The following is a 25,408-nucleotide window of genomic DNA, read 5'->3' as shown; positions in this document are numbered from 1 at the left end:
GGAACGGGAGGTGACTGTCAAGGGTTCGAGACGGACCGCCGGGAGACTCGGTCAGCTACACCCACAGAGCCTCAGCGACCGAAACCCCCACAAAGGCCGCGCCGAGCCCTGCGACCACGCTCGCGATCACATTGACGGCGGCATAGAAACGGGCCCCACCCTCGGCCAGCCGCAGGGTCTCGTACGAGAACGTGGAGTACGTGGTGAGCGCGCCGCACAGGCCGGTGCCGAGCAGCAGTTGGAGATGCGAGGAGGCCGCTCCGGCCGCGGCAGCGCCGGCCAGTGTGCCGAGTATCAGGCAGCCGATGACGTTCACGGTGAAGGTGCCCCAGGGGAAGACCGTGGCGTGACGGGACTGCACCGCGCGGTCGGTGAGGTAGCGCAGGGGTGCGCCGACCATGCCGCCGGCGATCACCAACAGCCAGTTCACGGCGACTCGCCCATGAAGATCGTCAGCTGTAGGGCGTCGCCGGTCACCCTCGTCATCGCCGCCTCCATGCCAGCACCTTGCGGGTCGCCACCACCGCGAGCCACACCGCCGCCAACGCCGCGACGAGGGTGGCGGCGAGGTAGGCGAGGCCGGTCCGGGGGTGGCCCTCGTCGACCAGTTTCTGGATGTCGACGGCGTACGTCGAGAAGGTGGTGAAGCCGCCGAGGACGCCGGTGCCGAAGAAGGGCCGGACCAGCCGGTGCGCCGCCCACACGTCGCTGATCACGACCAGGAAGACGCCGATCACGGCGCACCCGATGACGTTGACCCAGAACGTGGTCCAGGGGAAGGCGGCGGTCTGCGTGGGCCAGATCAGCGAGGCTCCGTACCGGGCAGCCGCGCCCAGCGCGCCGCCGACCGCGACCACCGCCACGACCGGTCCCTGTCCATGCCACGACGACGGCCGCCCGGCGGGCACACGGAGCTTCCCGGGCCCGTCCACCTTCTCGGATCGGAGCGCTGTCATGAACGTAGATCTCCTGGTCGTGGCAGGAGATCAGGCTAACTCTCCGTGGTTCTCAGGTGCTCGCCGCCCCTCGTTCGATGCTCTCGAACCGGTCCGCCATCGCCTGCTGGAGCGCCTGGGCACCGGACAGCGGGCGGACCATGACCGTGAGCTCGTCGATCCGGCCGTCCTCGTCGAAGTGCAGCAGGTCGCAGCCCTGGATCTGCCGGTCGCCCACGCGCGTCTCGAAGACGAGGACGAGGTCGCGGCCGTCCGGGTTCGCGATCTCGCGGACGTAGCGGAAGTCCTCGAAGATACGCAGGACGGCGCCCAGGAGCGCCGCGGTGATCGCCTTTCCGGCGTACGGCTTGAACACTACCGGGCTGGTGAACACGACGTCCTCGGCGAGCAGGGCGACGACGGCCTCGTGGTCGCGGTCCTCGACGGCCTTGCGGAAGGGGTTCATGGCCCACCTCATAGTCAATTTGTTGATTAGGTGTGTCGGACAGTACGCTCCTCTCATGGCACTGCGCAACGCTCTGCTGGCCACGCTTCTGGACGGCGAGGCCTCCGGGTACGACCTGGCGAAGACCTTCGACGCGTCGGTCGCCAACTTCTGGATGGCCACACCCCAGCAGCTGTACCGCGAGCTGGACCGCATGGCGTCCGAGGGGCTGATCGAGGCCAGGGTCGTACGCCAGGAACGTCGGCCGGACAAGCGGCTCTTCGCGCTGACGGAGGCGGGCCGGCGTGCGCTGTACGACTTCACGGCCGCCCCGCCCCGGCCCACCGCGATCCGCGACGAGCTGCTGGTCAAGCTGCAGGCGGTGGACCAGGGTGACGGCACGGCCGTACGCGCTGCCGTCGAGGAGCGCATCGAATGGGCCCGGGCGAAACTGGCCCGGTACGAACGACTCCGGCTGCGGTTGCTCGACGGCCGCACCGAGGACGAGCATCTGACCCGGTCCGAGCGTGTGGGCCCGTATCTCACGCTGTTGGGCGGCATCGAGTTCGAGAAGGCCGCCGTCCGCTGGGGCGAGCAGGTGCTGGCGATCCTTCAGCGGCGGGCGAAGGCCGACAGCAGCGACGGCCGCGGCGGTACGTGACGAAAGGGTCCGCCCACGCTTCGCGCGCGGGCGGACCCTCGGTCGGCCGGTGTCCGTCAGTGCGTCACCGGCGGTTGAACAGTGACATCGCCGGAAGCGGCCGGTCGTCGTAGCCGAACAGGGCCTGGTTCTCCCAGGCGTTGCCCGACGACGGGTCGGTCGGGTCCCAGCCGTTGCCGTTCACCGCGGTCCAGGTGGACTCCCAGTAGAAGACACCGAGGCCGCGGTTGTTCGGGACGGCCTCCACGATGTTCATGATGTCGCGGAACCAGGCGGTCTGCCCGGCCGTGGTGGCCGGGTATCCGGCCACCAGCTCACCGCTCGTGTTGATGATGTCCTCGTGCGAGTCCTCGCTGCCAAGACGGAAGGGGTAGGCCGTCTCGGCGACGTAGACCGGCTTGCCGTAGCGGGTCGCCGCGTCGTCCAGGGTGGTCTGGAAGTCGGTGAGCGAGCCGTGCCAGTAGCCGTAGTACGACAGACCGATGACGTCGAACTTCACACCGTTGGAGCGTGCGCTGTCGAACCACCAGCGGGTGCCCGCGAGGTCGCCGCCCTTGGCGAGGTGCAGTGCCACGGTCGTGGACGAGTTGACCGCCTTGACCGCGTCGTAGCCGGAGTTGAGCAGCCCGGCGAGCTGGCCCCAGTTGTCGGTGGAGCCCTCGTTCCAGAGCATGCCGCCGTTGGTCTCGTTGCCGACCTGCACCATGTCGGCCGTGGTGCCCTGCGCCTTCAGGGCGTTCAGCACGTCGTACGTGTGGTTGTAGACGTCCGTCTTCAACTGGCTGTACGAGTGCCCGGCCCAGGCGGCGGGCTTGTCCTGGCGGCCCGGGTCGGCCCAGAAGTCCGAGTAGTGGAAGTCGACGAGAAGCTTCATGCCCTGCGCCTTGACGCGCTTGGCCATCGCGAGGACGCGGGCCTTGTTGTTGTAGCCGTCGGCCGGGTTCACCCACACCTTGAGGCGGGCGTAGTTGTGCCCGTGGGACTTGAGAATGGCGAGGGCGTCCCCCGTGCTGCCGGAGCTGGTCCGGTAGCCGCCGCCCTTGGCCTCGCTCTTGGCGAGTGACGAGACGTCAGAGCCCTTGATGGCCAGGCCGTTGGTCGTGCCCGAGGTGAACGTCAGGTCGTCGACGTTGATCCAGTTGCCCGCGTTGGCATCGGAGTTGATGCTGATCGTGCACTGGTTGTTCGTCACCGAGACGGGCACGACGATGCGTATCCAGCCACTGCTGGAGACCGGCAGATCGGTGCGCTGCTCGGCGCTTCCGCAGTTCTTGAGCGCCAGGTACGCGGACTTCTGACCGCCGCCCGAGCGCACCCAGGCCCTGAGGGTGTAGTTCCCGTTGGTCAGCCCGGAGAGGTACTGGTACGTCTCCACCTTGTACGCGGAGGAGGCGTAGTGCGACAGACGGTAACTGCCGCTGCGGCCACCGGACTCCACGAACGAGGCGCCGGTGGAACCGTACTCCGACCAGCCGCTGGGCGTGGCGGCACCGGAACCGTCGGACTCGAAGCCGACGTTCTGGAGTGTGCTCGCCGCCACCGCCGACTGTGCGGGCAGGGCGGTGAGGGCGAGCCCGGCCGCGAGCGGCAGCAGCAGGGCCTTGAGTGTGCGTCTGGGATGGAACATCGTCGTCCGTCGTCCCTTCGACGTGATGGGTATGGGGGGTACCCCTCCTGATGGCGGAGAGGAAGCCCCTCCGCCCGCGGCTCGTGCGGCTCACGCGGGCGGAGGGAGTCGGCTCAGCCGTCGAGTCGTACGACCCGGACGGCTCCCGCGGGAACCGCGAGGCGGCCCGCGGCGCGTTCGCCCGTCAGCAGCTCGGTGCCGTGCGCCTCCAGCGGCACCTTGGCGTCCGACGAGGTGTGGTTGATCGCGAAGAGGTAGGTGCCGGACTCGCCGGTGCGGCGCACTACTTCGACGTCGCGCGGCAGGTCGGCGCGCGGCGCGATGCGGGCGTCCTCGGCGGCCCAGCCCACGAGGGCGTCGAGGCCGTCGGACCCGAGGCGGGTGGAGACGTACCAGGCCGTGCCCTCGCCGAGCCGGTGCCGGGTGATGGCGGGGTGGCCGGCGGTGAGTCCGTCGGTGTATGTCCACACGGTCTCGGCGCCGCGCGGCACCACGAACTCCGACCACACGTCACCGGTGAGTTCGGAGCCGTCGGGCCCTGCGATCTGCACCCGGTCGCCCGCCAGCAGCGGCGAGAACTCCTCGACGGTCAGGCCGAGTACGTCCCGCAGGGGGCCCGGGTAGGGGCCGTCGTGCACGGCGTCGTGCTCGTCGACGATGCCGGAGAAGTACGAGACGACGAGGGTGCCGCCGTTCTCGACGTACTCCTGCAGATTCTGCCCGGCGGCTTCCGTCATCAGATACAGCGCGGGCACGACGACAAGTGGATAGGCCGACAAGTCGGCTTCCGGGTGGGCGAAGTCGACGGTGAGGTGGCGGTCGAAGAGGGCTTCGTAGAAGGCGTCGGCGCGCTCGCGCGGGTCGTGGTCCTCGCTGGGGCGCCACTGGAGGGTCTGCGCCCACCAGGAGTGCCAGTCCCAGAGCACGGCCACGTCGGCGACGGTGCGCGTGCCCTGGATCGGCGCCAACGCGCCCACGGACGCGCCGAGTTCGACCACCTCGCGCCAGACCCGCGAGTCCGTGCCCGCGTGCGGCAGCATCGCCGAGTGGAACTTCTCCGCGCCGCGCCGTGACTGCCGCCACTGGAAGAACAGGGCGCCGTCGGAGCCGCGGGCCACATGGGCGAGGGAGTTGCGGGCCATCTCGCCGGGGGCCTTGGCGGGATTGCGGGGCTGCCAGTTGATGCCCGACGTGGAGTGTTCGAGCAGCAGCCAGGGGGCGCCGCCGGCGACGGAGCGGGTGAGGTCGGCGGCCATGGCGAGATTGACGTGGGTCCGGCGGCCGTCGGTGATCAGGTAGTGGTCGTTGGTGACGAGGTCGACCTCGCGGCCCCAGGCCCAGTAGTCGACGGAGTCGCACTGGCTGAGGGCAGTCATGAAGTTGGTGGTGACCGGGATGCCGGGCGAGAAGCGGTGCAGGATGTCCCGCTCGGTCACGAAGTTCTCGCGCATGGTGGCGTCGGCGAAGCGCTTGTAGTCGAGCGCTTGGGCCGGATTGCCGACCGTGGGGGTCACGCGGGGCGGGTTGATCTGGTCGAAGTCCGCGTACCGCTGGCCCCAGAAAGCGGTTCCCCAGGCCTCGTTGACCGCGTCGACACTCTCGTACGTCGCGGCCAGCCAGCGGCGGAAGTGCGCGGCGCAGGACTCGCAGTAGCAGGCCGAGACGGGGACGCCGTACTCGTTGTGGACGTGCCACATCGCGAGCGCGGGGTGGTCGGCGTACCACTCACCGAGCTGTGTCGTGATGGCGGCGGCGGCCTCGCGGTAGTGCGGGTTGCTGTGGCAGATGGCGCCGCGCGAGCCGAACTCGTACCGCGTCCCGTCGGCGGCCATCGGCAGCGCCTCGGGATGCGCCCGGTAGAACCAGGCCGGCGGTGCCACCGTCGGCGTACCGAGGTCGGCGCGTATCCCGTGCTCGTGCAACAGGTCCAGGAGACGGTCGAGCCAGCCGAACTCATAGGCCCCGGGTGAGGGTTCGAGCAGGGCCCAGGAGAAGATCCCGACGCTCACCATCGTGACGCCCGCCTCGCGCATCAGCCGGACGTCCTCATGCCAGACGCTTTCCGGCCACTGCTCGGGATTGTAGTCCCCACCGAAGGCGAGCCTGGTGAGGCCCTTGGGGGTGGTCTCCGGCATGGATCTCTCCCGGTTTATCGATCAGTTGGGAACGTGCACACACGCCGCTGTCGGCGCGAGCCCAACATAACCGCACAGCAACAACCATTGACAAGTGTCCTGGATGTTTCTCTACTGTGAACGCTCACAGAAGCATGGCACGGTTCCCGCAGTAGAGCGGGGACCCAGGTCAGGGGAGATAGATCCATGCCAAACACGAAGCTGCGTCGCCTCGTGGCCACCTCGGTCGCCGTCGTTCTTGGCGCCACCGCACTCGCCGCCTGCGGCTCTTCGGGCGGGTCCGATGATGACAACGCGGCCGACTCGGGGCCGGTCTCGCTGACGTACTGGTCCTGGACGCCGGGCATGGACAAGGTCGCCGACCTGTGGAACAAGGGCCCGGGCAAGGACGAGCAGATCACCGTCACGGTGAAGAAGCAGGCGTCCGGCGACACCCTCGTCACCAAGATCCTCACCGCGCACAAGGCCAAGAAGGCCCCGGACCTGGTGCAGGCCGAGTACCAGGCCCTGCCGACTCTGGTCAGCAATGACGCGCTCGCCGACATAGCCGATGAGGTGGACGGCGTGAAGGACAAGTTCGCCGAGGGCGTCTGGCAGCAGACGACGCTGGGTTCGGACGCGGTCTACGCGATCCCGCAGGACTCCGGGCCGATGATGTTCTACTACCGCGAGGACCTCTTCAAGCAGTACGAACTCGAAGTCCCCAAGACCTGGGAGGAGTTCGCGGAGACTGCCCGCGCGCTGAAGAAGAAGTCCCCGGAGACGGACCTCACCACGTTCTCCGCCAACGACTCCGGACAGTTCGCGGGTCTCGCGCAGCAGGCGGGCGCCAAGTGGTGGACCACCGAGGGCGAGCAGTGGAAGGTCGGCATCGACGACGCGGCGACGCAGAAGGTCGCCGACTTCTGGGGCGGTCTCGTCAAGGAGGGCGCGATCGACAACCAGCCGATGTACACGCCGGCTTGGAACAAGGCGCTCAACACCGGCAAGCAGATCGCCTGGGTGAGCGCGGTCTGGGCGCCCGGCACGCTGACGACCGCCGCTCCCGACACCGAGGGCAAGTGGGCGATGGCCCCGCTGCCGCAGTGGTCGGCCGGCGAGAACGTGACGGGCAGCTGGGGCGGCTCCTCCACGGCCGTCACCACGGACTCCAAGAACAAGTCGGCCGCCGCGAAGTTCGCCTCCTGGCTGAACACGGACCCGGCCGCGCTGACCGCGCTCGCGAAGGAGGGCGGCATCTACCCCGCCGCCACGACCGCGCAGACCAGTGACGCGTTCGCCGAGCCGCCGGCCTTCTTCTCCAACCAGCCGGACTTCTACACCCAGGCCTCCGAGATCGCGAAGACCACGGCGCCCTCCGCGTGGGGCCCGAACGTGAACGTCGCGTACACCACCTTCAAGGACGCGTTCGGCAAGGCCGCCAAGGACAAGTCGGACTTCGGTGCCGCCCTCACGAAGATGCAGGACGACACCGTCGCCGACATGAAGAAGCAGGGCTTCGAGGTCGCGGAGTGACAAGCGCACGCCGGAAGTCGTACGGGGTCAAGGGGGCCCCGTATGCCTTCCTCCTCCCCGCGACGACCCTCTTCGCCCTGTTCTTCGCGCTCCCCATCGGCTACGCGATCTGGCTCAGCCTCCACAAGGTCCAGGTCAAGGGCCTGGGCCTGGGCTCGGGCGCCCGCAGCGAGGTCTGGGCGGGCCTGGAGAACTACACCGACGCCCTCACTGACTCGGAGCTGCTCGACGGAGCGCTGCGCGTGCTCGGGTACGGCGCCATCGTGGTCCCGGTCATGCTCGGCCTCGCCCTGCTGTTCGCGCTGATGCTCGACACCGAACGAGTCCGCCTCGCGCCCTTCACCCGGCTCGCGATCTTCCTGCCGTACGCCATTCCCGGAGTCGTCGCGGCGCTGCTGTGGGGCTTCCTGTATCTGCCGGACGTCAGCCCCTTCTACTTCGTGCTCGACAAGCTGGGGCTGCCGCAGCCGGACCTGCTGGACGGCGGGGGGCTGTACGCCGCGCTGTCGAACATCGCGGTGTGGGGCGGCACCGGCTTCAACATGATCGTCATCTACACCTCGTTGCAGGCCATCCCGGCCGAGGTGCACGAGGCGGCGAAGCTGGACGGTGCGACCCCGCTGCAGATCGCACTGCGGATCAAGATCCCGATGGTGGCGCCCTCGCTGGTGCTGACCTTCTTCTTCTCGATCATCGCGACGCTCCAGGTGTTCAGCGAGCCGACCACCCTCAAGCCGCTCACCAACTCCATCTCCACGACCTGGAGTCCGCTGATGAAGGTGTACCAGGACGCCTTCCAAAACGGCGACATCTATTCGGCGGCCGCGACCGCGGTGATCATCGCCTTCGTCACGCTCCTCCTGTCCTTCGGCTTCCTGCGAGCCGCGAACTCCCGTACCAAGCAGCAGGGGGAAGCACGATGAGTTCTCTTGCCGTCCGCAAGGCCGCTCCGGCCGCGGGCACGACGCCCGGCACCGCCCAGGGGCCGCCGCTGCGGCGCCGGATCGCCTTCGTCCCGACGGTCACGCTGCTGCTGGGTGCGATCTACTGCCTGCTGCCGGTGGCCTGGGTGCTGATCGCGGCGACCAAGTCCGGCCGTGAGCTGTTCTCGACGTTCACGTTCCTGCCGGGCACCGGCTTCGCCGAGAACGTGAAGGACCTCAACGCCTATCGTGACGGCGTCTACTGGAAGTGGATGGGCAACTCCGCCCTCTACGCGGGCCTCGGCGCTCTCCTGTCGACAGCCGTCTCCGCGCTCAGCGGCTACGCCCTCGCGATCTACCGCTTCCGTGGCCGCGAGACCGTGTTCAACATCCTCCTGGCGGGCGTGCTGATGCCGCCGGTGATCCTGGCGATCCCCCAGTATCTGCTGCTGGCCAAGGCCGACCTGACGGATTCGTACGCGTCGGTGCTGCTGCCGCTGGTCCTCTCGCCGTACGGCGTCTACCTCGCTCGTATCTACGCCACCGCGGCCGTGCCGAGTGATGTGGTCGAGGCCGGGCGAATGGACGGGGCGAGCGAGTGGCGGATCTTCACCCGGGTCGCGCTGCCGATGATGGTGCCTGGTCTGGTGACCGTCTTCCTGTTCCAGTTCGTGGCGGTGTGGAACAACTTCCTGCTGCCGTACATCATGCTCAGCGACGACGAGAAGTTCCCGATCACGCTGGGTCTGTTCACGCTTCTCGAGCAGGGCGCCAACACCCCGGCGTTGTACACGCTGGTGATCACGGGAGCCCTGCTCGCGGTGATCCCGCTGATCGCGCTGTTCCTGGTCATCCAGCGGTTCTGGAGCCTCGACCTGCTGTCCGGAGCCGTAAAGTCATGACCATGCACTCGACGGGGGGCCGGCGGAAGCCGCCGACGATCCATGACGTGGCGCGCGAGGCCGGTGTCTCGCGCGGCACCGTCTCCCGCGTACTCAACGGTGGGCACTATGTGAGCCCGGCGGCGCAGGAGGCGGTCAACGCGGCCATCCGCAGGACGGGTTACGTCGTCAACCGGCACGCCCGCTCGCTGATCACCGGACGCTCGGACTCGATCGGTTTCCTGCTCACCGAACCGCAGGAGAGGTTTTTCGAGGACCCCAACTTCAATGTCCTGCTGAGCGGTTGCACTCAGGCGCTGGCGACGCACGACATCCCGCTGCTGCTGATGCTGGCGGGTACGCGGGACGAACGGCGGCGCATAACGCGGTACATCACGGCCGGCCATGTCGACGGGGTGCTGCTGGTCTCCAGCCACTCCGGCGACCCGGTCGCCGAGGAGCTTCGCGCGGCGGGGGTGCCCCTCGTCCAGTGCGGCAAGCCGATGGGGCTCAGCTCAAAGGTGAGTTACGTGGCCGCGGACGACCGGGACGGCGCCCGTGACATGGTGCGCCACCTGCTGTCGCTGGGGCGGCGTCGTATCGGCATGGTGAGCGGCCCGCTGGACACCCCGGGCGGTGTCGACCGCCTCGCCGGCTACAAGGAGGTGCTCACGGAATCCGGCGTCGAGATCGACGAACGGCTCATTGTCTCCGGCGACTACAGCCGGGCCAGCGGCGAGGCGGGCACCGAACGGCTACTGGCGCAGGCCCCCGACATGGACGCCTTGTTCGTGGCCTCCGACCTGATGGCACAGGGCGCCCTGGCGGCGCTGCGCCGGGCGGGCCGCCGGGTGCCCGAGGACGTGTCCGTGGGCGGCTTCGACGACTCCAGCGCGGCGACAGAGGCCACTCCGGCCCTCACGACGATCCGCCAGCCCTACGACCGCATCAGCGCCGAGATGGTGCGGTTGCTGCTCGCCCAGATCGGCGGCGAGGACCCGGCGGCGATGATCCTGCCGACGGAGCTGGTGAAGCGCCGGTCGACCTGAGCCCTGCGACAGGGCGCGGCTTCAGGGTTCGCCGAGCAGTAACCGTACGCCGTCCGCCGACAGCGTGAGGCTGTCCGGCGAACCCGGGTCGATGGTGAGCGAGCGGCCCCTCTCGGGCCAGTGGGCCGGGAGCAGGCCGAGGGGTACGAGGTGGTAGGTCTGCACGTCCGGCAGCGCCTGGGCCATCCGCTCCTCCGAGGTGAAGACCTCCACAGCACAGCCCGTCAGGGCAAGCTTCAGTTCCGGGGCGTCCACGTCGTCGAGAGAGTCGGCCGGCACCAGCACTCTGCTCCCGGCCAACAGGGCCCGCGCCTCGCTGTCTTGTCCGTCGTACGCCAGGACACCCAGGGCGCGCAGGATGTCGGCGGACGTGTCTTCGTCGGGAGGGCTGGTCATGGGGGTGGCGTTCCGTTCGTGTCCCGCGGACGAGGTGTTCCGTCCGCGTGGGACCGTCCTTGTGGGACAACTCTCGCCTACCCTCCGTCCGCACACTCATGCGAAGCACGCGCGGATGACCGGTAGACTGGGTGATCGCGAAGGGGAGTAGCTCTGCGAACCGGTCGTCGACACACTGGAGCCCACGGGTTCCCGGTGGCCGGGCCCGCGTGAACATGCGGGTGGGCGAGACCTTCGGCCAGGCATTGATGTGCTCGCACGCCGTGCGGTGCACCCGTCATGCCGGGCCGATCGGTTCTCCCGTCGCCCCAGCCGAGGGCGCTTCGCGAAGATCCGGAGGGCCCGGCCCGTACAGAAAGCCACCCGGATGTCTCTCGCCCCCCTGGCGTCTTTCGACCCCTTGGCGGTCATCACCGCCTTCGGGCTGATCTTCCTCGCCGAACTGCCCGACAAGACGATGTTCGCGTCGCTGGCCATGGGCACCCGCATGCGGCCCTTGTACGTGTGGTTCGGCACGTCGACCGCGTTCGTCGTGCATGTCGCGATCGCCGTCGGCGCCGGCAGCCTCATCGGCCTGCTGCCCGACTGGACCGTCAAAACCGTCTCGGCCGCGCTGTTCGCCTTCGGCGCCTTCATGCTGCTGCGCGGCGAAGGGGACGACGACGAGGCGGATGCGGACGGCCGGACGGTCACCGGGTTCTGGCCGGTCTACACGACCGCCTTCATGGCCGTCTTCATCAGCGAGTGGGGCGACCTGACGCAGATCACGACCGCCAACCTCGCGGCCACGAACGGGATCGCGTCCGTGGCCCTCGGCTCCGCGGCGGCCCTCATGTCGGTCTCCGCCCTCGCGTTGCTGGCGGGCCGCTTCATCGCCAAGCGCGTACCTCTGAAGACCGTCCAGCGCATCGGCGGGCTGTGCATGCTGGGCCTGGCCGTGTGGTCGGTGGTCGAGATCTTCACCGGCTGACTTGCCGACCCCTGGAGCTACGCTCCCCTCCCCGCGTGCCACCTGCATGCACGCACACTAGTTGCACGGTCAACAAAGGTTCATTTTCTGTTACCGTGCATATATGGCAGCGGAGAAGACCGATTCCCGGCTCGAGGAGCAGTGGCGGGACATCCTGTCGGTGCATGCGCGCACGATGTGCGAGATCGACCGCGAGTTGCATCCGCATGGCCTGGGAGCCAGCGACTTCGAGGTCCTCGACATCCTGGTGTCGGACGCGGCCACGCATCCGGGCGAGCAGTGCCGTGTGCAGAACATCGCCGAGCGCGTCCACCTGAGCCAGAGCGCCCTGTCCCGCCTCATCGGCCGCCTGGAGAAGGAGGGCCTGGTGGAGCGCTCTGTCTGCCAGGAAGACCGCCGCGGGGTGTGGGTCGCACTCACCCAGAAGGGCCGCGACCTGCACACCGAGGTACGCCCACTGCAGCGCGCGGCGCTCGCGCGCATGCTGAAGGGCGAGTGAGGCGCACGCTCCGCTAACGGACGAGGAGCGTGCGTACGCCCTCCGAGTTGAGCGTCAGGCCGTGCGGGGAGCTGGCGTCGATCGTCAGCGAAAGATCCCCGGTGGGCCACTGGGAGGCCAGTGCGCCCAGCGGCACCAGCCGGTAGCGGGAGACGTACGGCAGCAGTTCGGCCATCCGCACCTCCGAGGTGAACACCGGCACGAGCGGCTCCTCGCCGTCCTGCTCCAGTACGGGCAGCGCCACCATCGTGGGATCGGCCACCGCCTCGTCGTCGGCGTCATCAGGCACCGGGACCAGCACGTCCGTACCGGCCAGCGTGTCCAGCGCCGCGTCGTCCTCAGTGTTCTCGGCCAGCACGCTCAGCGCTCGCTCGGCCTCCGAGGTGGCGCTGTCGTTCGAGGGTATCTCCATGGCACATCCCGACGTAGTGGCGTTCTCGGCCACCCGGGACACCGTTCGCCCCGGGCGCGTGACTCGCGTACCCGTTCGGACGTCCTGGCATACCTACATTTCCGGATCGTACTGCCGAGCCCCCGCGCATGGTGAAAACGGACCAGTAGTGGTGACCGCCGCCCACGCGCCGTCCGCGGCGTCGCGCATAGCGTGGGCGTATGCCGATGCAACCCTGGTTTCCCGACGCCAAGCTGGGCGTCTTCATCCACTACGGCGTCTACGCCGTGGGCGGAGCGGCCGAGTCCTGGTCCTTCTACACCGGCGAGATGACGCACGAGCAGTACATGAAACAGCTCGACGGCTTCACCGCGTCGCGCTACGACCCGGACGCCTGGGCCGAGTTGTTCGCCCGCATCGGCGCGAAGTACGCGGTGCTCACCACCCGGCACCACGACGGCGTCGCCCTGTGGGATACGGACCACCGCAATCTCGACGTCGTCCGGGACACACCGGCAGGCCGCGATCTCGTCACCGGATTCGTCGACGCGCTGCGCGCGAGGGACCTCAAGATCGGCCTCTACTACTCGCACTCCGACTGGAACCACCCGGACTACCCGAGCGAGCGGCACCCGGGACCACACCTCGTGGAGCCCAACGCCTACTCGCACGCCGAGCCCGGCAAGGAGGACCCGGAGGCCTGGACGCGCTACCTCACGTACCGCGACGGCCAGGTCCGCGAGCTCGTCGAGCGGTTCCGCCCCGACATTCTCTGGTTCGACGGCGAGTGGGAGCGCACGGAGGAGCAGTGGCGGATGCGCGAGCTCGCCGAACTGATCCTCGCGGGCAACCCGGACACCATCCTCAACGGCCGCATGCTCGGCTACGGCGACTACGCCACTCCGGAACAGGGTGCACCGCTCCAGGCCCCGGAGGGTCCATGGGAGCTGTGTCTCACGATCAACGACTCGTGGAGTTACCGGCCGCAGGACCGCGACTTCAAGTCGGTGCGCCAGTTGGTGCGTTACTTCGCGGAGACGATCGGTATGGGTGGCAATCTGCTGCTCGGCGCAGGGCCGCGGGAGGACGGCACGATCCCCGAGGAGCAGGTCGAACGCCTGGAGGGCCTCGGCGCGTGGATCGCGCGTCATGCCGACGCCGTGTACGGGACGGTCGCCGGGCTGCCCGCCGGGCACCACTACGGTCCCAGCACGCTGTCCGCCGACCGGCGAACGCTGTACCTGGTGTGCTTCGACGCACCGCGCGAGACCGTCTCCGTACGCGGACTGCGCAACCGGGTCCTGCGAGCCACGGTTCTGGGTACGGGCACCGAACTGGGCCACCATGTCACCGGCGGCCTGGACGCGGTTCCGGGCGTGACCTGGATCGACGCGCCCGCTGCGGCCGACCTGGACGATCAGGCCACGGTGCTGGCCGTCGAGCTGGACGGGGAGCTGGATCTGTACCGGGGGGCGGGGCGGGACTGAGGCTCCGCCGCGGTAGCGCTCGTATGCCCCGAGTACTCCGGGTCAGGCGAGGGAGAGGAAGAGCTTCTCGAGGCGGGCCCGCATCTGATCGCGGTCCATGTCCGGCTCACCGTTCTCGGGGGCCATGCAGTGCTCCAGACCTGTCGCGATGATCGCGAACCCGGCACGGTCCAACGCCCTTGAGGCCGCGGCCAGTTGGGTCACCACCTCATCGCAGGAGCGGCCCTGCTCGATCATGTTGATCACGCCCGCTATCTGCCCCTGCGCTCGCTTGAGCCGGTTGATCACGGACTTCAGCTCGTCGGCCGCCATCTGCAGTTCCATACGAAGCGCTCCCTCGTCGTATACCCCGCCCGGTACTCTACGCCGCCGCTCCCCCGGCCTGCCGGGCCCTCGGTACAGAGACGGGACCGCCCCGGTCGGCTCACTGCCGACCGGGGCGGAACGGGTTCCTTCTGGCGTGTTCGTTCTGCTCGCGCAGCCTGTTCGCGAACCGAGCCGTCAGGCCAGCGTGGCGAGCGCCTGGTTGAGCGTCGCCGACGGGCGCATCACGGCCGACGCCTTGGCGGGGTCGGGCCGGTAGTAGCCGCCGATGTCGGCCGGCGAGCCCTGCACCGCGAGTAGCTCGTCCACGATGGTCTGCTCCTGCGTGGTCAGCGTCTCGGCCAGCGGGGCGAACGCCTTGGCGAGCGCCGCGTCGTCGGTCTGCTTGGCCAGCTCCTGGGCCCAGTAGAGGGCCAGGTAGAAGTGGCTGCCGCGGTTGTCGATGCCGCCGACGCGACGGCTCGGCGACTTGTCGTTCTCCAGGAACAGGGCGGTCGCGCGGTCGAGGGTGTCCGCGAGGACCTGGGCGCGCGCGTTGTCCGTGGTCTGCGCGAGGTGCTCGAAGCTGGAGGCCAGCGCGAGGAACTCACCCAGGCTGTCCCAGCGCAGGTAGTTCTCCTTGACCAGCTGCTGGACGTGCTTCGGCGCGGAACCGCCGGCGCCCGTCTCGAAGAGGCCGCCGCCGTTCATCAGCGGGACGACCGAGAGCATCTTGGCGCTGGTGCCCAGCTCCAGGATCGGGAACAGGTCGGTCAGGTAGTCACGCAGGACGTTGCCGGTGACCGAGATGGTGTTCTCGCCGCGGCGGATGCGCTCCACGGAGAGCTTGGTCGCCTCGACCGGGTTCAGGATGCGGATGTCCAGGCCCTCGGTGTCGTGCTCCGGCAGGTACTGCTTGACCTTCGCGATCAGCTGCGCGTCGTGCGCGCGGGTCTCGTCCAGCCAGAACACGGCCGGGTCGCCGGTGGCGCGGGCGCGGGTGACGGCCAGCTTCACCCAGTCCTTGATCGGGGCGTCCTTGGTCTGGCAGGCGCGGAAGATGTCGCCGGCGGAGACGGTCTGCTCGATGACGACGTTCCCGGCCTGGTCGACGAGACGGACCGTGCCCGTGGTGGGGATCTCGAAGGTCTTGTCGTGGCTGCCGTACTCCTCGGCCTTCTGCGCCATCAGGCCGACGTTCGGGACCGAGCCCATGGTCGACGGGTCGAAGGCGCCGTTCGCGCGGCAGTCGTCGACGACGACCTGGTAGACGCCCGAGTAGCTGCTGTCCGGCAGGACGGCCAGCGTGTCGGCCTCCTCGCCGTCCGGGCCCCACATGTGGCCGGAGGTGCGGATCATGGCCGGCATGGAGGCGTCGACGATGACGTCGGAGGGGACGTGCAGGTTGGTGATGCCACGGTCGGAGTCGACCATCGCCAGCTCGGGACCTTCGGCGAGTTCGGCGTCGAAGGAGGCCTTGATCTCGGCGCCCTCTGGCAGGGACTCGAGGCCCTTGTAGATGCCGCCGAGTCCGTCGTTCGGGGTGAGGCCGGCCGCGGCGAGCTTCTCGCCGTACTTCGCGAACGTCTTCGGGAAGAAGGCGCGCACCACGTGACCGAAGATGATCGGGTCGGAGACCTTCATCATCGTGGCCTTCAGGTGCACGGAGAACAGCACGCCTTCGGACTTGGCACGGTTGATCTGCGCGGTCAGGAACTCGCGCAGTGCGGCGACCCGCATCACGGAGGCGTCGACGACCTCACCGGCGAGTACGGGTACGGACTCGCGCAGCACGGTGGTGGAGCCGTCGTCGCCCTTCAGCTCGATGCGCAGCGCGCCGGCCTCGGAGATCACCGCGGACTTCTCCGTGGAACGGAAGTCGTCCACGCCCATGGTCGCGACGTTGGTCTTCGACTCGGAGGTCCAGGCGCCCATGCGGTGCGGGTGGGCCTTGGCGTAGTTCTTCACCGAGGCGGGGGCGCGGCGGTCGGAGTTGCCCTCGCGCAGGACCGGGTTGACGGCGGAGCCCTTGACCTTGTCGTAGCGGGCGCGGATGTCGCGCTCCTCGTCGGTCTTCGGGTCGTCCGGGTAGGCCGGCAGCGCGTAGCCCTGCTCCTGCAGCTCGGCGACCGCGGCCTTGAGCTGCGGGATCGACGCCGAGACGTTCGGCAGCTTGATGATGTTCGCCTCGGGCGTCTTGGCGAGAGCGCCCAGCTCGGCCAGGTCGTCCGGGATGCGCTGCCCCTCTTCGAGGTACTCCGGGAAGAGAGCGATGATCCGCCCCGCCAGGGAGATGTCCCGCGTCTCCACGGTGACCCCGGCCGTCGAGGCGTAGGCCTGGATCACCGGCAGGAACGAATGCGTCGCCAGGGCCGGGGCCTCGTCAGTGTGCGTATAGATGATGGTCGAGTCAGTCACCGGGTGCTCCGCTCCACGTCTGCAACATTGCTCGACATCAAGATATCTCGTGATCGGCCCTCACCGGACAGGAGCCCGCACAAGTGAGCCATGGCTGCGTCACACCCGGGGTCTCAGCTGGTCTCCGCCCTCAGGCCTTCGCCATCACGCGCAGTGCCTCTTCTTCTGGCGGCCCTGTTCCAGCCGTACGCAGTCGTCGACGCACACTCCCGCCAGCCGTCATCGCCGGACCTTCCGCCCGCTCATGGTGAGTGGCCGCACACTGGCGCCAAAAACTATGTTGTCCCCCCACATGTGCCATGGACGTGCGTCTTCCTAGGTTGTGCCGACAAGTAAGCGTCCCCGCCCGCCTGGAAGTGGTGTTCATGGCCTCCGCAGCAACCGCTCCCCCGCCACCCTCGAACCTCCGCCGGATCGTCGCCGCGAGCCTCATCGGCACCACGATCGAGTGGTACGACTTCTTCCTCTACGGATCTGCCGCCGCGCTCGTCTTCAACAAGCTGTTCTTCCCGGGCTCCGACCCGCTCGTCGGCACGCTGCTCTCGTTCTTGACGTACGCGGTGGGATTCGCGGCCCGGCCTCTCGGGGCGCTGGTCTTCGGGCACTACGGCGACCGGCTCGGGCGCAAGAAGCTGCTGGTGCTGAGTCTGCTGCTGATGGGCGGGGCGACCTTCGCGATCGGACTGCTGCCCACGCACGCGACCGTCGGTACGGCGGCCCCGGTGCTGCTCACCGCGCTGCGCCTGGTGCAGGGCTTCGCGCTGGGCGGCGAATGGGGAGGCGCCGTGCTGCTGGTGTCGGAGCACGGGGACGCGCGGCGGCGCGGGTTCTGGGCTTCGTGGCCGCAGACCGGGGCGCCCGCCGGGCAGTTGCTGGCGACGGGTGTGCTGTCGCTGCTGACCGCGGTCCTCTCGGACGCCGCCTTCATGTCCTGGGGCTGGCGTATTCCGTTCCTGCTGTCGGGCGTGCTGGTGATCGTCGGTTTGTGGATTCGTCTGTCTGTCGATGAATCGCCCGTCTTCAAGGCGGCCCTCGCGCAGGCCGAGACGCGCAAGGCGGCCCAGGACGGACCCGCCGAGAAGCTCCCGCTCGTGTCCGTGCTGCGGCACCACTGGCGCGACGTCCTGATCGCGATGGGCGCGCGTATGGCGGAGAACATCAGCTACTACGTGATCACCGCCTTCATCCTCGTGTACGCCACCACATCGGCCGGTCTCTCCAAGCAGACCGCGCTGAACGCGGTCCTCATCGCCTCCGCCGTGCACTTCGCCGTCATCCCGGCCTGGGGCGCCCTGTCGGACCGCGTCGGCCGTCGGCCCGTGTATCTGCTGGGCGCGGCGGGAGTCGGTGTGTGGATGTTCCCGTTCTTCTCGCTCATCGACACCGGGAGCTTCGGGAACCTGATTCTCGCCGTGACCGTGGGCCTGGTCCTGCACGGGGCCATGTACGCACCGCAGGCCGCCTTCTTCTCGGAGATGTTCGCGACCCGTATGCGCTACTCGGGCGCTTCGATCGGCGCACAGTTCTCGTCCGTCGCGGCGGGCGCGCCCGCGCCGCTCATCGCGACCGCACTGCTGGCCGACTACGACAGCTCCACTCCGATCGCCCTGTACGTGATCGGGGCGGTCGTACTGACACTGATCGCGGTGGGGGTGGCGAAGGAGACCCGGCACCGTGACCTCGCGGAATGGGAGGGTGAGGACGGCCAGGAGGACGCGGAGGCCGCGACGACGTCGGCCCGTGCCGCTGACGCCCGTCCCGTCTGAGCCGGTTTCACGGCGAGCTTCCCCGAGACCGACCCCCGTGCGCCCGTGCGTGCGGGGGTCAATGTCGCGCCGTGGACGACAACCGGTGCAGCCGTACGGCGAGTTGGATCTCCAGGGCCCTGGCCGGGCTCTGCCAGTCGGGTCCGAGCAGCCGGCCCACCCGCTCCAGGCGCTGCGCGACCGTGTTGACGTGGACGTGCAGCTCGTCGCTCGTGCGCGCCGGGCTCCTGCCGCACGTGAAGTACGCGTCGAGGGTGCGCAGGAGATTGGTGCCGCGTTTCGCGTCGTACGTCACGACCTGGCCGATGGTGCGCTCGACGAAGCCGGAGATGTCCCGGCTCCCGGCGAGGAGGAGTCCCAGGAACCCGAAGTCCTCGGCGGCGGCGCCGTCCCCGGCCCGGCCGAGCAGTCGCAGCGCGTCGCGGCATCGCTGCCCTTCCGCGTAGGCCTCGGCCACGCTGTCCGGATGGGCGGTGAGGTTCTCGACGGGCGCGGAGGCACCGACGGTGACCGCCTCGGAGACGGCGGTGCCCAGGTCTCCGGCCGTGCGGCGGGCCAGGTCCGTCGCGGTGTCACCGGGACGCAGGGGCAGGAGCAGGACTGTGCCACCGTCGCGGGCGGCGGCCAGGCCGTGCCGGGTGGCGGCGAGGTGGGACGCGGCGGACCACAGCCTGCGGCGGGCGGCTGCCTCGTGGTCGGCGTCGGCGACAGTGGAGTCGAGACGAGCGGCCAGCACCACGTGGGTGGCGTCGAGGTCGGCGTCCAGCCGGGCGGCACGCTCGCGCAGCAGCCGGGGATCGCGGTCGCGCGCGTCGAGCAGATCGTCCAACAGCTCGCCGCGGACGCGTTGTTCGGCCTCGGCGGCCGAGCGACGGGCCAGCAGCAGGAGCGAGGTGACCATGGCGGCCCGCTCCAGGGTGCGCTGGTCGACGGGGTCGAGCCCCGGATGGCCGTGCAGCAGCAGCGCGCCGAGCAGTTCACCGCCGGCGGCGACGGCCGCGACCCAGTCGTCCCCGTGCCGGACGGCGTGTCCTTCGGCGCGTGATACCTCCAGGGCATCACCGGGTGCGGCGCCCGCCTCCGCGAACTCCACAGTGCCGTCGAGGACTTGGGAGACCGCGGCCGCCACGTCGTGGACCCCGCCGCCGCGCAGGACGAGCTCGGCGAGCCGGTCGTGCACGTCCGAAGCGCGCTCGATCACCCCGCTGCGGTCCCGGATGATCTCGTTGGCCCGCTCCAGATCCCCGAGTGCTTCACGGGTCTCGGTGAGCAGGTTCGCGGTGTCGATGGCGGCGGCCGCCAGGGCGGCGAACGATCCGAGCAGCGCGATCTGCTCCCGCTCGAAGACCCGCGCACGGCGGTCGGCCGCGAAGAGCACGCCGATGACATGCGGGCCGAGCGTCAGCGGCACACCGAGGATCGCCACCAGCCCCTCGTCCCGTACACCCGCGTCGATGGTCGACGTGTGCTGGAAACGGTCGTCCTTGAAGTAGTCGTCGGTGACATAGGGGCGGGCCGTCTGGGCGACGAGCCCGCCGAGCCCCTCCCCCATGCCGAGCCGCAACTGCTGGAAGCGCGCCGCCACCGAGCCCTCTGTGACCCGCATGTACGTGTCGCCCTCGGCCGGGTCGTTCAGGCTGAGGTATGCGACGTCCGTACTCAGCAGCGACCGCGCGCGCTGCACGATCGCCTGCAGCACGGCGTCGAGATCGCGCAGTCCCGCCAGGTCGTGGGCCGTCTCGAAGAGCGCGGACAGCTCGGCCTCGCGTCGGCGGCGTCCCTCCATCTCGGAGCGCACGCGCAGCGCGAGCACCTTGGCGTGCTCCAGAGCGGCGACCCGCTCGGGCGGCAGTCCGTCGGCACGGGCGAGCAGCACCGGCTGCTCGTACGCGTCGGCGGACGCGCCCCGGGCCAGCAGCTCGAGGAACGGCGCCTCGGCGCTCGCCTCGGAGCGCCCTGCGGACTGCAATTGATCGCGAGACATGTCCACCAGGATTACTCACCGCACCGACAGCCCGACCAGCCCTGTGGACGACTCACGCTCAGTGCGCGGTCCAGCCACCGTCGAGGACGAGCGAGGTCCCGGTGACGAAGGAGGCCTGCGGACTGCACAGGTACGCGACCGCCTCGGCGACCTCCTCCGGTTCGATGAGTCGCTTGACGGCGCTGTCCCGCAACAGGATCTCGGTCAGCACCCGCTCCTCGGGGATCCCATGGGCTGCCGCCTGGTCGGACAGCTGCTTCTCGACCAGTGGGGTGCGCACATAGGCGGGGTTCACACAGTTCGAGGTGACGCCATGGGGGGCGCCTTCCAGGGCAGCGGTTTTGGAGAGGCCCTCCAGTCCATGTTTCGCTGCCACATACGCCGCCTTGAAAGCAGAGGCGCGCAGCCCATGGACCGACGACACATTGAGGATGCGGCCCCACCCCTGCCCGTACATGTGAGGCAGTGCCCCGCGGATGAGCCGGAACGGGGCCTCCAGCATCACGGTCAGCACGGTGTGGAAGGTGTCGGGCGGGAACTCCTCGATCGGGCGCACCAGTTGCAGCCCGGCGTTGTTGACGAGGACATCGGTGCCCGCGGCGGCGGACTCCGCGGCGTCCAGGTCGGTGAGGTCGAGGACGTGTGGTTCGACGGTGCCCGCGAGGCCCCGGGCCTGTTCGCCGAGCGTTTCCAGGCCCCCGGCCTCCCGGTCGACCGCCCGCACTTTGGCCCCCGCCGCGGCGAGCCGCAGTGCGCACGCGCGGCCGATGCCGCCTGCGGCGCCGGTGACGAGGGCGGTGCGGCCGCCGAGGTCGAGGGACGGGGCGTGGGGGCCTGCGAGGGCGCTGGGCGCGGTCATGCCCTGACCCTAGGCAGCAGCCACGCCCCAACCGATGTGGTCGTCACCCACACTTCGCCCTCAGGCCATGGGGTCGAACCACGTGGGTTCCTCGGACAGCGCCTGCTTGATCCGGAACAGTCCGTGCTCGTTCAGCTCCGGCAGGGCGTCGACCGGGAACCAGCCGACCTCCAGCGACTCGTCGTCGTTGACGCGTGCCTCACCACCCACGGCCCGGCAGCGGAAGGTGATGTCCATGAACTGACAGATGTCACCGTTCTCGTAGGTGATCGGCTCCAGGGCCTGCACCAGGACGACCCGCTCGGCGACGCAGCGCACCGCCGTCTCCTCGTAGACCTCCCGCACCGCACAGGCCGCCGGCTGCTCACCCGGGTCCGGCATGCCGCCGATCACCGACCACTTGCGGGTGTCCGAGCGGCGTCCCAGCAGCACTCTCTCCTCGTCGTCGAGGACGATCGCGGTGACTCCGGGGAGCCAGAGCAGTTGCCGGCCGGCGGTGGCCCGGATGGCGGTGATGAAGTCAGGAGTAGCCATGGAGCGACCCTAACGGCCCGGCTCCGTCACTCCAGCGAGGCGCAGGGCGCGTACGACCGGCGTACGGCTACACGTCACCGGCGCGTCGGGCGCGGACTCCCGCCGTCACCGCCCAGCCGAGGCCGCCGACGGCGACCAGCACGAGCAGCGCCTCCGGGAGTACACCGAGACGCGTGGCAGGGGTCTCGGAGGAGCGCAGCGGCACCTCCTGGACCAGCGAGTCCGCCACGAACATTCCGGTGCGCTGTGTGATCTTCCCGTCGGGCATGATCACGGCGCTGACGCCGCTGGTGACCGGGACGGTGACGGTGCGGCTGTGCTCGACGGCGCGGACTCGGGACATGGCGAGCTGCTGGTAGGTCATCTCGCTGCGGTCGAACGTGGCGTTGTTGCTCGGTACGGAGATCATCTGGGCGCCGTCGGTGACCGTGTCGCGCACGGCCCAGTCGAAGGCGGCCTCGTAGCAGGTCGCGAGCCCGACCTTGGTGCCCGCCATGGTGAACACGCCCGGCTCGCTGCCCCGGCTGAAGTTCTGGCGGACCATGGACGTCCAGTCCTCGTTGATGGCGCCGATGAGTGAGCGCAGCGGGAGGTATTCGCCGAACGGCTGGATCTGCCGCTTGTCGTAGGTGTCGCCGGGCCCCTTGTCCGGGTCCCACAGGATCTGCTCGTTGTAGAGCTTGCCGTTCTTCTCGACGACGCCGCCGACCGAGACGGGCGCGCCGATCGCCTTGACGGCCGCTTCGATGACGTCGTGCGCGTCGGGGTTGCTGAACGGGTCGATGTCGGAGGAGTTCTCCGGCCACAGTACGAAGTCCGGCTGAGGGACCTTGCCCGCCTTGACCTGCGCGGCCAGGCGCTCGGTCTCCCGGGCGTGGTAGTCGAGCACGGCGCGCCGCTGGGAGTTGAAGTCGAGGCCCGCGCGCGGGACGTTGCCCTGGATGACGGCGACGGTGGCGGTGCCGTCCTCCGCCGTGTCGCTGACCAGGGGGCGGGCGGCGAAAGCGCCGACTACGGGGAGTGCGAAACTGAGCAGTGCCGCGGCGGCGGCCCCACGTCGTACGGCACGGGTGCGCCGTATCTCCATCACCTGGCGGACGATCTCGTACAGCCCGAAGCCGCACAGGACGACCGCGAAGCCGAGCACCGGAGTGCCGCCCACCGCCGCGAGCGGCAGAAAGATCCCGTCCGCCTGGCCGAAGGCGATCTTGCCCCAGGGGAAACCCTCGAACGGCACGCGCGCGCGTGCCGCCTCGCCGAGGGTCCACAGGGCCGCCGCCCACACGGGCCAGCCGGGCAGCTTCGACACCGCCGCGACGCCGGCGCCGACGAGTGCGACGAACACCGCCTCGATGACGACGAGGGCCAGCCACGGTCCGGGACCGACTTCCACCCCGGTCCATACGAGCAGGGGCAACAGGAAGCCGAGACCGAAGAGGTAGCCGAGCCGTAGGCCCGCCTTCCATGTGCGCCCGCGCAGGCACCAGCCGAAGACCGCGAAGGCCGGGAGGGCGAGCCACCACAGGGTGCGCGGCGGAAAGCTGACGTAGAGGAGCACTCCGGAGAGCGCCGCGACGACGGCCGGACCGAACCGCCGCACCAGCCGTGCCCCGCGCGATGCGGGCCGGTCCTGCGGTCCGAGCTGTTCCGGCTGGTCTACGGATGTTGCTGTGGCGGTCACTCGGGGAGTGTACGGCGCGTGACCTGGCCACCGACAGCGCGGTCCGTCCGCCCCTGGCCAGGCGGCTCCACCCGACAGCTGCATCGTTTCTGCGCAACTCGTCCACAAAGCGGCGCACCACCCGTTACGGTGTGCCGAAGCCCTTCACGTACGGCCGTATCCGGCCATTCGGTCGGGGTCCGTCATGGGTCGGGGGGCGGCGGGTGGGGTCCACGGGAATGACGTCGGCCGGGCCGGTGTCGGCGCACGACAGACGCACCGTTTCGGACGTGACGGGCGTGATCGTGCTCGGTGGCTGCGCGACCTGGTCCGTGATCTCCGCCTCGGTGCACGGTGGCCGACCCGAGGGGGTGCTGCTCGCGGTGCTCGCCGTGGCCGCCGGTTACGCCTCGGGGCGGATGTGTGGTTCGTACTTGCCGGTCGCCGCCCCTGGCGCAGGTGCGCTTGCCGGTCTTGGCCTCGCGATCGCCGCCCCGAACACGGCACCGGGGCCGCAGGTCATCTCGCCGCTCGGGCAGACCGGCTCCACCGCGGCTCTGCTGACCCTGTCCGCGGGGGCCGCGTGCTGTGCGGCCTGGGCGGCACGCCCACCGGCGATGCGGCTCGGGCTGCGGCTGCTGGCCGCCGGGATCGGGGTGGCCTCGGCATTCCTGGGCTCGACGGCGGGCTGTATCGCCTGTGCGGGCGTACTGCTGTGCTCCCTCGCCGCCGACCGCATGCGCCGCGGCCCAGGACTCGCCGGCCTCGCCCTCGCCGCGGGCCTGGTGACCGGCGCGACCTGGGCCATCGCCGAGAACGCGCTGCCGGACGGCCTGACCTCCGCCTTGGAGGGCCAGCTCACCCAGCAACGGGTCCAGCTGTGGCGCGACGCGCTCGACATGGCCCACCAGGAGCCGGGCCTTGGCGTCGGCCCGGGACGGTTCCCGGAGCTGAGCCCGACGGTCACGCAGTCGCCGCCGACGGACGGCAAGCCATACTCCGCGCCGTTTCAGCAAGCGGCCGAGCAGGGGCTCCTCGGCGTGGTGCTGCTCGCGGCGGTGTTCTGCTGGATCCTGTACGCACTGTGGCGCACGCCGCGCCCCACGTCGGTCGCGCTCACCGCGGGCGCCGCGCTCACTGCGCTGGCCGCGATCGCCGCGGTCGGCAACGCACTGAGCTTCCCCACGGTGACGGCGGGCGCGGGACTGCTCGCGGGGCTCGCCACGGCCCGTCCCCTGCCCGAGGTGCCGCAGAGCACGGTGGACGAGGGCGGGCGCACCCACAGCGGCCGATCAGGCCCGTGACCGGGCTGCGTCAGAGCGCAGTGCCCCGAGTGGCCGATGTCGTCGACGCGAGACGGGCCCGGATGACCCGTACGGCCGCCTCCGCGTTGTCCACCGTGACCGTGAACGAATGCCCGTCGCCGAGCCGTAGCACCAGGCCCTCACCGCGCCGTACGACCACAGCGGTCCCCTTCTCGGGCCGCCAGCGGTAGCCCCAGCCGCCCCAGTGGCGCGGGGTGACCCGGGGCAGGAAGTCCGCGCCGGTGATGTGGGAGAGGGGGATCCGGCGGCGCGGCAGGCCCATGTGGCCGCAGCGCACCTCCAGGCACTCCTTGTCGACCTTCACGGCGACGTGCACGAACGCGAGTGTGCCGAAGAGGACCAGGAGCCCCCCGGCGATGCAGCCGATCACGGACATGAGGAGCGGCACGATGCCCGACGTCCAGGCCGAGTCGACGGCCAGCTCGATTCCCAGGGCCATACAGGCGGCGCCGCTCAGCGCGAGCAGCCACTGCACCCGGTTGGTCGCACGGCCGTGCCAGACCTCGGGATGCGGGGCGTCGTCAGCGTCCTTCTCGCCGTGGGGATGCCTCATGGCTTTGAGACTACTCAGATTCCGCAGCGCGGGCATCGGGTTGCGGACAGTTACTGGTCCGAGTGGATGTCAGGCGTCCGGTTCGTGGCGAG

Annotated in this window: 24 protein-coding genes; 10 read left to right on the top strand and 14 right to left on the bottom strand. The window is 69.7% G+C overall.

The window, feature by feature from the left end:
• Positions 1-55: 55 nt before the first annotated feature.
• From crcB (IEZ21_RS17740) to IEZ21_RS17730, 3 genes are read right to left on the bottom strand one after another with little or no spacing between them, the layout of a single operon-like run.
• Positions 56-430 carry a fluoride efflux transporter CrcB gene (gene crcB, locus IEZ21_RS17740; RefSeq protein WP_189322847.1) on the bottom strand — a complete coding sequence of 125 codons (375 nt, stop codon included), beginning with the start codon at positions 428-430 and terminating at the stop codon, positions 56-58.
• Positions 431-482: 52 nt separating this feature from the next.
• On the bottom strand, positions 483-956 hold the full coding sequence (gene crcB / locus IEZ21_RS17735; protein WP_189322846.1) for a fluoride efflux transporter CrcB: 474 nt from the start codon (positions 954-956) through the stop codon (positions 483-485).
• A gap of 52 nt (positions 957-1,008) precedes the next feature.
• A complete protein-coding gene (locus IEZ21_RS17730; protein ID WP_189322845.1) occupies positions 1,009-1,401 on the bottom strand; it encodes a nuclear transport factor 2 family protein in 393 nt (130 codons plus the stop codon).
• A gap of 55 nt (positions 1,402-1,456) precedes the next feature.
• On the opposite strand from IEZ21_RS17730, the gene IEZ21_RS17725 reads away from it, so the two are divergent.
• Complete coding sequence (locus IEZ21_RS17725; RefSeq protein ID WP_189322844.1) at positions 1,457-2,041, top strand: PadR family transcriptional regulator; 585 nt, start codon at positions 1,457-1,459, stop codon at positions 2,039-2,041.
• A gap of 64 nt (positions 2,042-2,105) precedes the next feature.
• Here IEZ21_RS17725 and IEZ21_RS17720 read toward each other — a convergent pair whose 3' ends face one another.
• A complete protein-coding gene (locus IEZ21_RS17720) occupies positions 2,106-3,668 on the bottom strand; it encodes a glycoside hydrolase family 53 protein (RefSeq protein ID WP_189322843.1) in 1,563 nt (520 codons plus the stop codon).
• A gap of 113 nt (positions 3,669-3,781) precedes the next feature.
• Positions 3,782-5,803, bottom strand: a complete 2,022-nt coding sequence (locus IEZ21_RS17715; RefSeq protein ID WP_189322842.1) for a beta-galactosidase — start codon at positions 5,801-5,803, stop codon at positions 3,782-3,784.
• Between the two features lie 186 nt (positions 5,804-5,989).
• Between IEZ21_RS17715 and IEZ21_RS17710 the strand changes: the two genes are divergently transcribed.
• From IEZ21_RS17710 to IEZ21_RS17695, 4 genes are read left to right on the top strand one after another with little or no spacing between them, the layout of a single operon-like run.
• Positions 5,990-7,318 (top strand): ABC transporter substrate-binding protein, encoded by a 1,329-nt coding sequence (locus IEZ21_RS17710; RefSeq protein WP_189322841.1) that lies wholly within the window; start codon positions 5,990-5,992, stop codon positions 7,316-7,318.
• Positions 7,315-8,241 (top strand): carbohydrate ABC transporter permease, encoded by a 927-nt coding sequence (locus tag IEZ21_RS17705; protein ID WP_189322840.1) that lies wholly within the window; start codon positions 7,315-7,317, stop codon positions 8,239-8,241. Before IEZ21_RS17710 ends, IEZ21_RS17705 begins: the two co-directional genes overlap by 4 nt.
• Positions 8,238-9,143, top strand: a complete 906-nt coding sequence (locus tag IEZ21_RS17700; protein WP_189322839.1) for a carbohydrate ABC transporter permease — start codon at positions 8,238-8,240, stop codon at positions 9,141-9,143. The genes IEZ21_RS17705 and IEZ21_RS17700 overlap by 4 nt, the downstream gene beginning before the upstream one ends.
• The gene (locus tag IEZ21_RS17695) at positions 9,140-10,171 is read left to right on the top strand and encodes a LacI family DNA-binding transcriptional regulator (RefSeq protein WP_189322838.1); all 1,032 of its coding nucleotides are present in this window, start codon (positions 9,140-9,142) and stop codon (positions 10,169-10,171) included. The genes IEZ21_RS17700 and IEZ21_RS17695 overlap by 4 nt, the downstream gene beginning before the upstream one ends.
• A 21-nt stretch (positions 10,172-10,192) precedes the next feature.
• Here IEZ21_RS17695 and IEZ21_RS17690 read toward each other — a convergent pair whose 3' ends face one another.
• Positions 10,193-10,567, bottom strand: coding sequence for an SseB family protein (locus IEZ21_RS17690; RefSeq protein ID WP_189322837.1), 375 nt, complete (start codon positions 10,565-10,567; stop codon positions 10,193-10,195).
• A gap of 367 nt (positions 10,568-10,934) precedes the next feature.
• Here IEZ21_RS17690 and IEZ21_RS17685 point away from each other — a divergent pair, with 367 nt between their 5' ends.
• Both IEZ21_RS17685 and IEZ21_RS17680 read left to right on the top strand, forming a co-directional pair.
• Positions 10,935-11,537: a TMEM165/GDT1 family protein gene (locus IEZ21_RS17685; RefSeq protein WP_189322836.1), complete on the top strand. Its 603-nt coding sequence runs from the start codon at positions 10,935-10,937 to the stop codon at positions 11,535-11,537.
• Between the two features lie 103 nt (positions 11,538-11,640).
• Positions 11,641-12,036: a MarR family winged helix-turn-helix transcriptional regulator gene (locus IEZ21_RS17680; RefSeq protein ID WP_189322835.1), complete on the top strand. Its 396-nt coding sequence runs from the start codon at positions 11,641-11,643 to the stop codon at positions 12,034-12,036.
• Between the two features lie 13 nt (positions 12,037-12,049).
• Here IEZ21_RS17680 and IEZ21_RS17675 read toward each other — a convergent pair whose 3' ends face one another.
• Positions 12,050-12,448, bottom strand: coding sequence for an SseB family protein (locus tag IEZ21_RS17675; RefSeq protein WP_189322834.1), 399 nt, complete (start codon positions 12,446-12,448; stop codon positions 12,050-12,052).
• A 200-nt stretch (positions 12,449-12,648) separates the two neighbouring features.
• On the opposite strand from IEZ21_RS17675, the gene IEZ21_RS17670 reads away from it, so the two are divergent.
• Complete coding sequence (locus tag IEZ21_RS17670; protein ID WP_189322833.1) at positions 12,649-13,914, top strand: alpha-L-fucosidase; 1,266 nt, start codon at positions 12,649-12,651, stop codon at positions 13,912-13,914.
• Between the two features lie 42 nt (positions 13,915-13,956).
• Here the strand turns inward: IEZ21_RS17670 and IEZ21_RS17665 are convergent, their stop codons facing one another.
• Positions 13,957-14,238: a metal-sensitive transcriptional regulator gene (locus IEZ21_RS17665; protein ID WP_033318546.1), complete on the bottom strand. Its 282-nt coding sequence runs from the start codon at positions 14,236-14,238 to the stop codon at positions 13,957-13,959.
• A gap of 177 nt (positions 14,239-14,415) precedes the next feature.
• A complete protein-coding gene (locus IEZ21_RS17660) occupies positions 14,416-16,635 on the bottom strand; it encodes an NADP-dependent isocitrate dehydrogenase (protein WP_189322832.1) in 2,220 nt (739 codons plus the stop codon).
• Between the two features lie 365 nt (positions 16,636-17,000).
• Here IEZ21_RS17660 and IEZ21_RS17655 point away from each other — a divergent pair, with 365 nt between their 5' ends.
• Positions 17,001-18,401 carry an MFS transporter gene (locus IEZ21_RS17655; RefSeq protein WP_189322831.1) on the top strand — a complete coding sequence of 467 codons (1,401 nt, stop codon included), beginning with the start codon at positions 17,001-17,003 and terminating at the stop codon, positions 18,399-18,401.
• Between the two features lie 58 nt (positions 18,402-18,459).
• On the opposite strand, the gene IEZ21_RS17650 is transcribed toward IEZ21_RS17655, so the two are convergent.
• The 4 genes from IEZ21_RS17650 to lnt all read right to left on the bottom strand — a co-directional run bounded on the left by IEZ21_RS17650 (position 18,460) and on the right by lnt (position 23,459).
• Positions 18,460-20,385 carry a helix-turn-helix domain-containing protein gene (locus IEZ21_RS17650; RefSeq protein WP_189322830.1) on the bottom strand — a complete coding sequence of 642 codons (1,926 nt, stop codon included), beginning with the start codon at positions 20,383-20,385 and terminating at the stop codon, positions 18,460-18,462.
• Positions 20,386-20,443: 58 nt separating this feature from the next.
• Entirely contained in the window at positions 20,444-21,244 is an 801-nt protein-coding gene (locus tag IEZ21_RS17645) for a 3-hydroxybutyrate dehydrogenase (RefSeq protein WP_189322829.1), read from the bottom strand.
• A 60-nt stretch (positions 21,245-21,304) separates the two neighbouring features.
• Positions 21,305-21,778 carry an NUDIX hydrolase gene (locus tag IEZ21_RS17640; RefSeq protein WP_033318549.1) on the bottom strand — a complete coding sequence of 158 codons (474 nt, stop codon included), beginning with the start codon at positions 21,776-21,778 and terminating at the stop codon, positions 21,305-21,307.
• Positions 21,779-21,845: 67 nt separating this feature from the next.
• Positions 21,846-23,459 carry an apolipoprotein N-acyltransferase gene (gene lnt / locus IEZ21_RS17635; protein WP_189322828.1) on the bottom strand — a complete coding sequence of 538 codons (1,614 nt, stop codon included), beginning with the start codon at positions 23,457-23,459 and terminating at the stop codon, positions 21,846-21,848.
• Between the two features lie 218 nt (positions 23,460-23,677).
• On the opposite strand from lnt, the gene IEZ21_RS17630 reads away from it, so the two are divergent.
• Entirely contained in the window at positions 23,678-24,742 is a 1,065-nt protein-coding gene (locus IEZ21_RS17630) for an O-antigen ligase family protein (RefSeq protein ID WP_189322919.1), read from the top strand.
• Positions 24,743-24,752: 10 nt separating this feature from the next.
• Here IEZ21_RS17630 and IEZ21_RS17625 read toward each other — a convergent pair whose 3' ends face one another.
• Positions 24,753-25,316: a hypothetical protein gene (locus tag IEZ21_RS17625; protein WP_033318551.1), complete on the bottom strand. Its 564-nt coding sequence runs from the start codon at positions 25,314-25,316 to the stop codon at positions 24,753-24,755.
• Positions 25,317-25,408 lie beyond the last annotated feature (92 nt).

The organism is Streptomyces flaveus, from assembly GCF_014647675.1.
Classification (GTDB): domain Bacteria; phylum Actinomycetota; class Actinomycetes; order Streptomycetales; family Streptomycetaceae; genus Streptomyces; species Streptomyces flaveus.
Note: the sequence above shows the minus strand (reverse complement) of the source record. Positions and strands in the feature narration are given on the sequence as shown.